The following is a 12,119-nucleotide window of genomic DNA, read 5'->3' as shown; positions in this document are numbered from 1 at the left end:
AGACGTCTCACCGTCGCGGCTCCCAGTGGAACCGGCGCCGGGCCACGTCGGCGCTGAGCCAGATCCACGCCAGGAGCACGGCGACGTCGACACCGACTGCCCGCCACAGCGACGCTCCGCTGACCTGCTCTCCCATCGCTGTCACCGGTCCCAGAGCGAGCTGCGCCAGGTCCATCACCGGATACATCGGGCTGAGCTGGGCCAGGAGCTGCACAGCATCGGGCAGCACCGCCAGCGGCAGCGACACCCCGGACAGCAGCAGCGCGACCATGATCAGCGGCAAGGTGGTGATCTGGGCCGACTCGACCGTCTTGGTGAACGTGGTCGACGCCAGCGCCAGTGCCCACCAGGCGAGCGCCCCCAATCCGACCGCGGGAAGCAGCAACCACCAGCGCCCCGGCGCACCGAGTCCGACCAGCACCCCGATCGCCGCCGTACCGACCAGGACCTGCAGCCCGAGCAACGCGAACAGCGGCAACGCCATCCCGACCAGGATGGTGACCGGCCTGGCCTGCCCGGTGTAGAAGCGCTTGAGCGTACGTTCCTCGCGGCGGGCCACGACGGCGGTCACGCTGGTGTAGTAGACGATGAACAGCAGCCCCATCCCCGCGACCAGCCCGATCAACAGGCCGCTGCTGCCGGCTCCGCCACCGACCAGGGCGAACAACCCCACCAGCAGGAGTGGCAGCAGCAGTGCATTGACCAGGGCGGTCGGGTTGCGTAACAACAAGGTGGTCTCGGCTCGGCCGAGGGCGAGGGCACGACCGAGCTCGATGCGGAACCCTCCGCCCGCCCTGAGGCTCGCGGCCGAGGGCGCAGCAGTGGTGTCGACGGTGCTCATGCTGCCGCCGCCAACGGGGATCCGCTCGGCGACCCGGACTGGCGGGCGACATCGAGGAAGGCCTGCTCGAGGGTGCCGGGTAGCACCCGCAGGTCGCCGAGGACGGTACGCCCGTCGGCCCAGCCCAGCAGCCGGGTGAGCATCGGCTGGGCGTCGAAGGTCTCGAGCAGGACGTGGTGAGCATCGGCGCGCCGCTCGGCGTGGAAGCCGGCGCCGCCGACCTGGCGAAGGTGGACCAGATGGTCGTCCGCCGCCGCGTCCGCGGTCAGGGTGAAGGAGATCTGGGTCGGCTGTCGGGCGACGATCTCGCTCAGCGTGCCCTCTCGCGCGATCTCTCCCGCGTGCATGATCGCGATCCGGTCGGCGAGCACCTCGGCCTCCTCTAGATAGTGCGTCGTCAGCAGCACTGTGGTCTGCTCGTCCAGCAGCGAACGGATGAGCTGCCAGGTGTTGTGCCGGCTCTCCGGGTCCAGGCCGGTGGTCGGCTCGTCGAGGAACACGACGGTCGGTCGGCCCATCAGGGTCAGGGCCAGGTCGAGTCGGCGGCGCTCCCCACCGGAGAGGTTGTCGATGGCCACCGTGCGGCGGTGGCCGAGTGCCACCAGCTCGAGGGTCTCCTCGACTCCGCGCGCGTCGATCAAGGTGCGCTGCCAGGTGGTCGCCATCTCCGTGACCGTCAGCCCACCGGGGAACCCGGCCTCCTGCAGCATGATGCCGATCTGCGGGCGGACCATGGCGCGGTCGGCATACGGGTCGAGCCCCAGCACCCGGACGGTGCCGCCGCTGGGCGCCGACAGCCCTTCCACCACTTCCAGGGTGGAGGTCTTGCCGGCGCCGTTAGTGCCGAGCAGAGCGAAGAGCTCGCCACGCCGCACCTGGAGGTCGATACCCCGGACCGCCTCGAAGGAGCCAGCCGTCGAAGTGCTCGAGTTCGGCGGGAGCCGCAGTGCACCTCGACGGATCGTCGATCCAGTCGAGCGTTGGCGCCCTCCGGTGGCATAGCTGCGGCGCAGTCCTCGTACCTCGATGGCGACCTCGCGTTCACGCGGTTGATCAGCCATGCTGCGCCGCCCCCGGGGCGCTGCTGCGGACCACGTGGTGGCGACGAGCCCAGCGGTCTATTCCGAAGGTGACGGCGATCAGGACCGCGATCGGGATCAGCATCACAGGTCCGCCCGAGCCGGGTCCGCGCTCGAAGACCTCGGCCATGTTGCCGTACAGCGCGATCGGGATCATCAGGAACAAGTTGTTGACCGCGTGGATCAGGATCGGCACCTCGAGCCCACCGGTACGCCAGGCGGCGATGCTCAACGTGGCGCCGAAGATGAAGTAGTACGCCAGCAGCCACGGGTCGGTGGCCACGTGCGCCACCATGAAGAGCCCACTGGCCACGACGGTGCCGATCACCAGGGCGACGCGAGGGTTGGCCGACCAGGAGGCCGCCGAGCGTGCGATCAGACCACGGGTGGCGTACTCCTCCCCGGCTGCCTGGAACGGGGTGGTCAGCAGTACGACGACCAGCATGAAGACTGCGTCGGCGCCGATCCGGTCGCCCAGCGCCTCGGGTTGGAAGACATAGCTGAGGGTGACGTACACGAGCCAGACCGGGACGATGATCACCGCAGCGCGACCGAACCAGGCCCAGCGGAATCCGCCCTGCACCGAGCTCAGCCAACGCGGGCGCTGACCGAAGAAGGCCCACTGCAGCAGCATCGAGACCGGGATCATCGCGGCCAGCGACAGGTTGTTCATCAAGAACAGCATCGGCGTCACGGTGACCTCGCCGTTCTGGAGCTGCTCCAGGCTGGACCGGCCGGTGAACGCATCGATCAGCAGACCGACGATGCTCAGGCCGAAGTTCACGACCAGGAAGGCCACCACCAGCGAGACGATGGCCAGCGCCCCCCGCCACCACCGGGCCCGCGGCGTGCGCAGGAAATGGTGATACTCACGCTGCTCGACCGGCAGCGCCGGCGGTGCCGGGGGCACCAGCGGCGGGACAGGTGCCGTCGAAGGGGCGGGAGCGCTGCCGGGTTGCGGCACGCCGATCGGCTGGCCCGGCGCGGGGGCGCCCGGGGCGGTCGTGGGTGCGTGATCCTGGGTGTCGGGGGATACCCCGGGCAGGGGGCCGCCTGCGTCTCGTGTGCTCATGACTCCACCGTCTCGCGTGATCCGAGGGGCTGGTAGTGCGTCACCTCACCGGTCGATGTGAGCTCGATCAGAAAACCCGATGACAGATGTCACGCCCGCCGTGACCCACGCCGTGGGCGCACCATCTCAGCCGGACAGTGCCCAGCGCAGTGACCTGGCGGCGGCCGACGCCAACGGCCGCGCGACCAGGCGGTCAGACAACGGCAACGTCGGCAACCGCAGCTGGGCCCTGGCCCACGGCGGCAACGTCGAGATGGCGCCCGCCGCCAGCACGGCATAGCCGACCCGGGCGACTCGCGGCAACGGCGGCTCGCGAAGCAGCAGGTCGGCGGCCGCCTGCGCCGGGGCCGACCAGCCGAGCTCGGGTAGGTATTCGGCCAGGCCCGCCTCGAGCTCGGCCACGCTGTGCGGCACCCGTTCGGCGCCGAGCCGCTCGGCCACCTGGGCCGCCTGGTCGACATAGCGGTCAGCGTCGGCCGCAGCCAGCGTCGCCGCGCCGAAGTGCTGATAGGTGGTCAGGAAGCTGTCCACCTCGGCCAGGTGGATCCAGCGCAGCAGGTGCGGGTCGTCGGCGCGGTACGACCGCCCGTCGGGCATGGTGCCGTGCAGGAAGGCGTGGATGGCGCGGACCTTGGCGATGCTCAGCTCGGCGGCCTCGATAGTGCCGTAGGTCGTGGTGGCCAGGAAATGGCTGGTCCGCTGCAGCCGACCCCACGGGTCCCCGCGAAAGCCGGAGTGCTCGCTGACGACATACATCGCCACCGGGTGCAGCGACTGCAGCAGCAGGGCCCGGATACCACCGATGAACATCGAGGTGTCGGCATGCACCCGCCAGATCGGGTCCTGCTCGCCGTACCACCGCTCGCCGGGGGTGTGCCAGATGCGCTGATGAGCGTTCTCGAAGTCGGAGCCGGCGACCTTCTCGCGAACGACCCGGGCCAAGGTGCTGCGCGGCCGGTCGAGCAGAGCACTGGACATACTGTGCAGCGTACGTCGGCGGACCATCCGTCGACTGAGGACGACCGGAGGTCGATCTCTGGGAGGAGTGCGGATGGAGATCCAAGACGCGTACGAACGGAGCGTGGCCGATCCGACCGGCTTCTGGGGTGAGCAGGCGCGTGCCGTCGACTGGGATGTGACCCCGCGCACGGTGCTTGATGACACGGCGAGGCCGTTGGCGCGCTGGTTCCCTGACGGCCGGCTCAATGTGTGCTTCAACGCCCTTGACCGCCACGTCATCCGCGGCCGCGCCGACGAGCCGGCCCTGGTGTTTTCCGGGGTGACCGGAGTCCGGCGGACCTACAGCTATGCCGAGCTGCTGGAGAAGGTGGCCCAGCTCGGTGGCGCCCTGCGCGGCCTCGGCGTGGCCCCGGGCGACCGGGTGATGATCTTCCTGCCGACCATCGCCGAGGCGGTGATCGCCATGCTCGCCTGTGCCCGGATCGGTGCCGTGCACGTTGTCGTCCCCACCAGCTCCACCCCGAGTGGGCTGGCGGCTCGGATCGACGGCACCCGCCCCGTGGTGGTGATCACGGCCTCCTGTGTGTTGGAGGTCGACCGGGTGATCGACCTCCAGCAGCGCTACGAAGCCGCGCTGGACGAGGCGACGTACCAGCCAGTGCACTGGGTGGTGCTGCAGCGGGAGCAGTCCCCGGCCCGGCTGGTTGAGCCGCGTGACCTCGACTGGGCGATGCTGATGCGGCCCGGCTCCTTCGAACCGGCCACCTGCGTGTCGATGCCGGCGTCCGCCCCGCTCTACCTCCTGCCGTCGGCGGCCCCGGATGGGAAATCGCTCGAGCTGGTCCATGATTCGGGTGGCTACGCCGTGGCCTGCGGGTACGCGATGCGTGCCCTGGTCGGGCTGCGTCCAACGGATGTAGTTCTCACCGTCGGCGATCTCTCCTCGGTGGTCTCCCACACCGCAGCCGTGTACGGCCCGTTGCTGGTCGGTGCCACCACCGTGCTGTGGGAGGGCGGCCTGGACCCTGAGCCCGAGGCCCTCCGGCGGGTGTTGGCCGAGCTCCGGGTCACCGTGCTGACCGCCGCGGGCCGGACCCTGCGCGCCTGGTCCGACAACGATCCGGCCGGGGAGGTGAACATCGGCCGGGACCTCGCCGGCCTCCGATTGCTGTGCCTGGCCGAGGGCCGGTGTGACCCGTCGCTGCAGACGTGGCTGGACCGGCACCTCGGTGTACCCGTGACCGAGCAGAGCTGGCTGCCCGAGACGGGATGGCCGATGGTGGTCAGACCGGCCGGAGCCGTGGCCGGTTTCGACCTACGCATCGTCGATGCCGACGGGACCGTGGTACCGCGCGGCACCGACGGGATGATCGGTCTGCCGCTGCCGCTGCCACCCGGCGCTATGACCGCGATCTGGCCAGACGACGTTGGCCTCGAGGCCACCTATCTGAGCGGCGGAGCCGGTCTGTTTCACACCCGCGCCCGTGGTCAGCGCGACGACGACGGACACGTCAGCGTGGTCGGCTCGACGTGATCGACCTTCCAGGCCAGGCCGCGGCGGGTGACCCTCGCCGACATCGCCCTGGACGCCGGCAACGCGGGTGTGGGGGCGGGAGTTGGCCCGTCCGCTGAACGACTCGACCTCCACGATCGCCCCCGCACTCGCCATCGGCCGGTGCCCGTGGAGGTGCTCACCGGCGCTGGCTACCGGGTGGAGCGATCATCCTCGACGTCAACTCGGAGGTGATCGCTCGATTTTGCGCCGGCTCTTCCGCGACCTGCTGGACGAACTGGGGGGCGATCTCAGTTCGGTCACGTCTCCGCAGACGCGCCGCTGGGCGCACCTGACGGGACCGGGCTTTCGTGATACAAGTCACATGTCGAGGGAGATTTCCCGCCGGCATCGGTCGCGTGAATAGGAGGGCGACGACCGCCGGCAACCGATTGTGGAGCGGAAATGCCCCTCGGTAGTGACGCAGCCGTCCAGGCCTGTGACCTCGGTATTCAAGGAGGAAGACCGTGAGAGAACCAGCAGCAGCATTTGACCGCACGCTCTCGAGGCGCCGCTTTCTGTCCACCACCGCGTTGGCGGGTGTGGGAGTCGCCGCCGGCAGCACCGTGTTGACCGCGTGCGGGGGAGGGAGCAGCGGCGGCCCGGGCGGTGGATCCAATGGCGGCGGCGAAGGTGGCGGCACCGTCACCTGGGGCTCGTGGGCCAACCCAGGCGAAGCCGAACGCTTCCGGGAATACAACAAGAACTACGAGAAGACCTCCGGGATGAAGGTCACCTGGCAGAACGTCGTCGGTGACTACGCCAGCAAGATGCTCACCCAGCTCTCGGGTGGCACCGCACCGGATGCCTTCTACGTCGGTGACACCCTCATCTCCAAGGCGATCGAGTCCAACGTGCTGGCCGATCTCGGCGGGGACGAAAGCATCAAGAAGGTCTTCGACGCCACGTACCCAGGTCTTCGTCAGTGGGCCCAGTCCGATGACGACAAGATTTACGGCGTCGGCGTCGACTGCAATCCCAAGGTGTTCTGGTTCAACAAGAAGATGCTCGCCACCGCTGGTGTGGCGCAGGACCCCGCTGTCGCCTACGAGGCAGGCACCTGGAACCGGGACACGTTGACCGATCTGCTGGAGAAGGTCAAGGGCACCGGCAAGCGCGGGATGGCGTTCGAGTCCGGCTGGGGGGACCTGTTCAGCTGGATCACCACCTTCGGCGGGTCCGTGTTCGACGACAGCGGCAAGGCGGTCTTCAACGAGGACGCCAAGGCTCAGGAGACCATCGGCTGGCTGTTCGAGCAGTTCGGTTCGGGCAACATCACCTACGCCGGCTCGCTGCCGAAGGGTCAAGGTGTTGACGCGCTTTTCTACAGCGGCCAGCTCGCGACCATTCAGTACGGCCGCTGGATCCTGCCCAACTTGAAGAAGCTGAAGGCCACTGTCGACTATGACATCGCTCCGATGCCCTCGGAGAGCGGCAAGGAGGTCATGCCGGTAGCCGTGTTCACGGCGTGTATGTCGATCAACGCGAAGGCGAAGGATCCCGACGCGGCCAAGAAGTTCGTCGCCGACTACTGCGGCCTCGAGGGTCAGAAGTTCCGGCTGGCTGGTGGCGGCAACGCGGTTCCGTCCATCGCTGGACTCGACGAGGTCGTGACCGAGGGCAACGATCCGCCCAACGGTGCTTTCTTCACCGAGGTCGCCGCTAAGGGTTACGCCGTGCCGCTGCCGCTGATTCGCAGCGCCAAGAAGGCGTCCGACTTCCCGTTGAAGAATGACGTGCTGCTGAAGGATCTGAAGAACCAGACCCCCAAGAAGTACGCGGACACCCTCGTCGCACTGCTGAACGCCTGATCGCCATGGCCACGCTAGTTGACCCACAACCCGAGGCGGGAGCGGCGCCGGCGAAGTATCAGAGGCCGGCGGAACGGCCAGCGGCGAAGCGGGCGCGGCGAAGGGACAACCGGTTCGCCTTGCTGTTCTTGGGGCCCCAGTTGCTTGGACTGCTCGTATTCATGCTCGGCCCACTGGTGTTCGCGTTCATCCTGAGCCTGTCAAACTGGGACGGGTTCGGGACGAGGTCGTTCGCGGGCTTGAGCAACTTCTCCAACATCTTCAACGACCCACAGTTCAGGGAGTCGGCACTCAATACCATCTGGTACACCGTGTTGTCGGTTCCTGGGACGATGATCGGTGCCTTCGCCGTGGCGTACATGCTGCAGAAGGTGCGGACGAAGTCGCTCTATCGGGCGTTCTACTTTGCTCCGGTGGTCACGTCCAGCGTGGCCGTGGCTGCGATCTGGCTGTACCTGTTCAACCCGGAGATCAGCCCGCTCAACACCTCGCTTCGCCGGGTGGGACTGCCGGCGCCGGACTGGCTGCAGGATGCCCGGTTCGTCATCCCGGCCTTCGCCATCGTCGGCATCTGGCAGGGCCTGGGGTATCAGGTCGTGATGATGATGGCCGGTCTGGAGAATGTCCCGCGGTCGCTGCTCGAGGCGGCCGACATCGACGGGGCGTCGGAGCTGCAGAAGATGCGGAGCATCACCATCCCGCTGTTGTCGCCGACGATCTTGTTCTTGTCCATCACGTCGATCATCGGATCGTTCCAGATATTCGACTACATCTATGTATTCATGGGCCCGAACGCGCCGTCCGCGTCGCGCACGATCGTGTACGAGATCTTCCAGAAGGCGTTCGTCGAGTTCAACTTCGGGCTCGGGTCCGCCATCGCGATCATCTTGTTCCTTTGTCTTCTTGCCCTCACCGGCCTACAGATGCTGGCCCAGAAGAGATGGGTGCACTACACAGAATGACTACTACGAACCCACTTGACATCCAGGTCCAAGCCGTCGAAGCGCATCGGCACGATGACGACACCGAGCACAAGCCGCCGTTTCGCTGGTCGCGGATCCCGCTACACCTGCTCCTCGCGATCGGCGCGATCTGCATGGCGCTGCCCTTCATCTGGATGGTGCTGAGCTCGTTCAAGCCGTTGGGTGAGATCTTCATGCAACCGCCGAAGCTGTTCCCCATCGACTGGGCGCCGGAGAACTATCCGAATGCCTGGGCCGGTGCGGACTTCATCCGCGGCTATCTGAACAGCTTCTACATCGCCGCGGTCGTGGTGGTCGTGTCGGTGCTGACGTCCGCGATGGCTGCGTACGCCTTTGCCCGGATCAGGTTCACCGGCAACAACGCGCTGTTCATGGTGTTCCTGGCCACCTTGATGGTGCCGGTCCAGCTGACGGTCATCCCGCTGTACATCATCTTGGGATACCTGCAGTGGATCGATACCCACCTGGCGCTGATTGTCCCGGCGTCGCTGTTCAACGCCTTCGGCGTGTTCCTGCTCCGCCAGTATGTCCGGGGTATCCCAGTCGAGTTGGAGGAAGCCGCCTCGATCGATGGGGCGTCGCGGGTCAGGATCTTCTTCACCGTGATCCTGCCGCTGCTGCGGACACCGATGGTGGCCCTGGGGATCTTCACCTTCCTGGCCCAGTGGAACAGCTTCTTCTATCCGCTGATCTTTCTCAACAGCGAGGATAAGTTCACCCTCCCGCTGCTGGTGAACCAGTTCAAAGGTGCCTACTCCTCAGACTGGACCAGCCTGATGGTGGCCGCCACCCTGGCCGCCGTACCGCTGCTGATCATCTTCATCATCGCTCAACGGCAGATCGTCGAGGGCATCGCTCTCTCCGGCTCCAAGACCTGAGCGCCGACCCAGCACCAACGAAGCCGGCCGTCGCTGCCCTGCTGGGCATCGACGGCCGGCTTCGACGTTTCCAGGCGCCCCGTCAGGCGAGCAGTGCCCGAAGGTCGTCGCCGACCGCGTGGCTGTCCCGATCGAACAGAGCGGCGAGAGCGTCCACCGCGGTCGCCGCCGGTCGGTCCAGATAGCCGCGGAGCCGGGTGCCGACGTAGGCCGTGTCGGCCGGTAGGCCATGACTGCACAGCAGCTCGATCACCTGCGTCAGCAGCACCGGGTGGTCCAACAGGTCCCGGACCGTCGCGGGGGCGGCCGGCTCGGGCACCGGATCCGGCACCGTCCAGGTGTGGTGGCCGTGACCGACGGTGAGCTGGGTGTCCCTCCCGGGCAGCGTGACCAGCGCCGTGCTGCCGACGGGGACGACCAGGTCGAGGGTGACCTCGCCGCCTTCTCGGCGCCAGCCGGTCGACGCCTCGCCGTAGGGCGTGCGGTGCCGAGCCGAGGCACTGGTCAGCCCGTGGGCCAGCCGTGGCTGCACGACCAACGTTCGATAGCCCGGCTCGGCCGGCGCCAGCCCGGCGACGCTGCGGTGCAGCCAATCGGCCACCGCGCCCAGGGCGTAATGGTTGAACGAGGTCATCTCGCCGGGGTTGATGGTGCCGTCGGGCAGCATCGAGTCCCAGCGCTCCCAGATCGTGGTGGCGCCCATGGTGACCGGATAGAGCCACGACGGGCATCCCCGCTCCAGCAGCAGCCGGTACGCCACGTCGACGTGGCCGGTCCGGGTCAGGGCGTCGGTGATCAGTGGCGTCCCGATGAATCCGGTGGAGATCCGAAATCCCGAGCCGCGGACCAGGTCGGCCAGCCGGTCGCCGGCGCCGCGGCGCTGGGCGGGGTCGGTGATCAGGTCCCAGGCCAGCGCCTGCGCGTACGTCGTCGGCGCGTCGCTGACGATGCGGCCGGTCGAGGTCACGTACGCGGCGAGGTAGGCCGTCCGCGCTGCCTCGGCCAGGGCGGCGTAGTGCGTGGCATCGTCGTGGTGGCCCAGGACGAAGGCGGCGCGGGCCGTCATGGTGGCGGAGCGGACCAGATAGCCGGTGGCCAGCACGTCGGGATCGCCCTTGGCGGCGAACGGGTCGTTCGGCGGTGCGGACGGGTCGAGCCAGTCACCGAACTGGAAGCCGCCGGTCCACAGGTGGTCGTCCCCGGCCAGCTCGGCGATGTGGTCGGTCCAGGCCCGCATGCTGTCGTACTGGGTGGCGAGGACGCCGCGGTCGGCGAACCGCTCATGCAGGACCAGCGGGATGATCGTGGCCGCGTCACCCCAGGCGCAGGCGCTGGGGGAGTCGTCGGTGCGCAGCACGTCCGGAATGACGAACGGCACCGAGCCATCGTCGCCCTGCTCCGCGGCCAGGTCCTTGAGCCAGGAGGACAAGAAGCCGGCGCTGTCGAACAAGAAGCTCGCCGTCGGGCTGAAGACCTGGATGTCGCCGGTCCAGCCCATCCGCTCGTCGCGCTGCGGACAGTCGGTGGGTACGTCGACGAAGTTGCCGCGCATGCCCCAGACCACGTTCTCGTGCAGCTGGGCGACCTCGTCGTCGGAGCACTCGAACCAGCCGGTCCGCTCCAGGTCGGAGCTGAGGACCACGGCGACCGCGTCGGCGGCAGTGACGGTGGCACCGCTCACCTCGGCGTAGCGGAACCCGTGGAAGGTGAAGCAGGGCTCCAGCACCTCCTCCGCGCCACCGGCGACGACCCAGGAGTCGGTGGCCTTGGCGGACCGGAGTGGGCGTACGCCCAGTTCGCCGTGCTCGAGCACTTCCGCGTGTCGCAGGGTGACCACACTCCCCGGAGCAAGATCACGGACCGTGAGCCGGACCCACCCGACCAGGTTCTGGCCGAAGTCGATCAGTTGCTGACCGCTCGGTGAGGTGATCAGCTGTACCGCCGGGACCTCGGCCACGCGGCGCACCGGTGGTCCCTCCGGCGCCACCAGCCGGTCGAGCGAGGCGTCGGTGATCATCGTCGTGCCGTGCGGCACGGTCGTGATGGTGAGGTCGCGATGCTCGCCGTCGTAGAGGTTGTTGGCCGTGATCATGGAGCCGCGCGACTCCCAGTCGTCGTCGGTGATCACGGTGGTGATCTGTCCGGTCGCGTCGGTCAGCTCGAGCTGGGCCAGTGCCGCCAGTTCGTCGCCGTAGAGCGCGTCCTCACCGCGGAAGCTGAAGCGTCCCCGATACCAGCCTTCGCCCAGCATGATCTCCAGGGTGTTCTCACCCGGCTGCAGCAGCGGGGTGACGTCGAAGGTTTGGAACCGCAGCCGGTGGGCATAGCTGGTCCACCCCGGGGCCAGCTCGATGTCGCCGATGCGCTGCCCGTTGAGGCTGGCCAGATAGAGCCCGTGCGCAGTGATGTAGAGCCGGGCTCGCTCGGGACTCTCCTCGACCACGAAGGTGCGGCTGAGCACGGGGGCGGACTCCCCCTTGCCGCCGACCCCGACGCCGGTGATGAAGCGGGCGCTCCAGTCAGCGGGGGACAGCAGGCCGACCTCGAAGGACGCCGGCTCGCTCCACGGTGACCAGTCCGCGCCGCCGTGGACCCGGACCCGCACCGTGCCGCGGTCGCGCGCAGCGAGCGGCTCGAACGGCCAGTCGAGGAGGACCTGCTCGGGTGAGTCGATCACGGCGGTCCGGGGCGCCTCCGAAGCGAGCGTCAGTTCCACCTCCGAGGCGGTGACGGTGAAGTCGGGATCCGCAGTCGGGATCTGCCATGACAGCCGCGGGGTGGCGGTGCCGAGGGCGAAGCCGTCCTCTCGGTGGTCGAAACGGACAGGGGTGGGGGCAGAACAGTGCATCGTTGGTGCTCCTGGGGGCCGAGTGGGTCGGACGGTGAGACCAACCTAGGTCAAATTGAAACCTTCCAACAGCCAGGCCCGGCTGTCGGCCGGGG

9 protein-coding genes are annotated in these 12,119 nt (G+C 68.1%); 4 read left to right on the top strand and 5 right to left on the bottom strand.

The features are described from left to right. Positions 1-7 precede the first annotated feature (7 nt). From AC1XX3_RS10650 to AC1XX3_RS10635, 4 genes are all read right to left on the bottom strand, one after another. Positions 8-841, bottom strand: coding sequence for an ABC transporter permease (locus AC1XX3_RS10650; RefSeq protein ID WP_483321064.1), 834 nt, complete (start codon positions 839-841; stop codon positions 8-10). Continuing rightward, on the bottom strand, positions 838-1,902 hold the full coding sequence (locus AC1XX3_RS10645) for an ABC transporter ATP-binding protein (RefSeq protein ID WP_483321063.1): 1,065 nt from the start codon (positions 1,900-1,902) through the stop codon (positions 838-840). Before AC1XX3_RS10645 ends, AC1XX3_RS10650 begins: the two co-directional genes overlap by 4 nt. Beyond that, a complete protein-coding gene (locus AC1XX3_RS10640; protein WP_483321062.1) occupies positions 1,895-2,992 on the bottom strand; it encodes a CPBP family intramembrane glutamic endopeptidase in 1,098 nt (365 codons plus the stop codon). Before AC1XX3_RS10640 ends, AC1XX3_RS10645 begins: the two co-directional genes overlap by 8 nt. A gap of 126 nt (positions 2,993-3,118) precedes the next feature. Then, positions 3,119-3,970, bottom strand: a complete 852-nt coding sequence (locus AC1XX3_RS10635; RefSeq protein ID WP_483321061.1) for an oxygenase MpaB family protein — start codon at positions 3,968-3,970, stop codon at positions 3,119-3,121. Between the two features lie 73 nt (positions 3,971-4,043). On the opposite strand from AC1XX3_RS10635, the gene AC1XX3_RS10630 reads away from it, so the two are divergent. From AC1XX3_RS10630 to AC1XX3_RS10615, 4 genes are all read left to right on the top strand, one after another. Then, positions 4,044-5,486: an AMP-binding protein gene (locus AC1XX3_RS10630; protein ID WP_483321060.1), complete on the top strand. Its 1,443-nt coding sequence runs from the start codon at positions 4,044-4,046 to the stop codon at positions 5,484-5,486. Between the two features lie 485 nt (positions 5,487-5,971). After that, a complete protein-coding gene (locus AC1XX3_RS10625; protein ID WP_483321059.1) occupies positions 5,972-7,315 on the top strand; it encodes a type 2 periplasmic-binding domain-containing protein in 1,344 nt (447 codons plus the stop codon). A gap of 161 nt (positions 7,316-7,476) precedes the next feature. Then, positions 7,477-8,277 carry a carbohydrate ABC transporter permease gene (locus AC1XX3_RS10620; protein WP_483321058.1) on the top strand — a complete coding sequence of 267 codons (801 nt, stop codon included), beginning with the start codon at positions 7,477-7,479 and terminating at the stop codon, positions 8,275-8,277. Beyond that, the gene (locus tag AC1XX3_RS10615) at positions 8,274-9,176 is read left to right on the top strand and encodes a carbohydrate ABC transporter permease (protein ID WP_483321057.1); all 903 of its coding nucleotides are present in this window, start codon (positions 8,274-8,276) and stop codon (positions 9,174-9,176) included. Before AC1XX3_RS10620 ends, AC1XX3_RS10615 begins: the two co-directional genes overlap by 4 nt. 82 nt (positions 9,177-9,258) lie before the next feature. Here the strand turns inward: AC1XX3_RS10615 and AC1XX3_RS10610 are convergent, their stop codons facing one another. Continuing rightward, positions 9,259-12,024 carry a family 78 glycoside hydrolase catalytic domain gene (locus tag AC1XX3_RS10610; protein ID WP_483321056.1) on the bottom strand — a complete coding sequence of 922 codons (2,766 nt, stop codon included), beginning with the start codon at positions 12,022-12,024 and terminating at the stop codon, positions 9,259-9,261. Positions 12,025-12,119 lie beyond the last annotated feature (95 nt).

Source organism: Microlunatus sp. M237, assembly GCF_056896895.1.
Note: the sequence above shows the minus strand (reverse complement) of the source record. Positions and strands in the feature narration are given on the sequence as shown.

What these genes read in the sequence shown, in the direction of transcription:
- AC1XX3_RS10650 (WP_483321064.1), bottom strand. Translation starts at nt 841, where the DNA reads ATGAGCACCGTCGACACCACTGCTGCGCCCTCGGCCGCGAGCCTCAGG.
- AC1XX3_RS10645 (WP_483321063.1), bottom strand. Translation starts at nt 1,902, where the DNA reads ATGGCTGATCAACCGCGTGAACGCGAGGTCGCCATCGAGGTACGAGGA.
- AC1XX3_RS10640 (WP_483321062.1), bottom strand. Translation starts at nt 2,992, where the DNA reads ATGAGCACACGAGACGCAGGCGGCCCCCTGCCCGGGGTATCCCCCGAC.
- AC1XX3_RS10635 (WP_483321061.1), bottom strand. Translation starts at nt 3,970, where the DNA reads ATGTCCAGTGCTCTGCTCGACCGGCCGCGCAGCACCTTGGCCCGGGTC.
- AC1XX3_RS10630 (WP_483321060.1), top strand. Translation starts at nt 4,044, where the DNA reads ATGGAGATCCAAGACGCGTACGAACGGAGCGTGGCCGATCCGACCGGC.
- AC1XX3_RS10620 (WP_483321058.1), top strand. Translation starts at nt 7,477, where the DNA reads ATGCTCGGCCCACTGGTGTTCGCGTTCATCCTGAGCCTGTCAAACTGG.
- AC1XX3_RS10615 (WP_483321057.1), top strand. Translation starts at nt 8,274, where the DNA reads ATGACTACTACGAACCCACTTGACATCCAGGTCCAAGCCGTCGAAGCG.
- AC1XX3_RS10610 (WP_483321056.1), bottom strand. Translation starts at nt 12,024, where the DNA reads ATGCACTGTTCTGCCCCCACCCCTGTCCGTTTCGACCACCGAGAGGAC.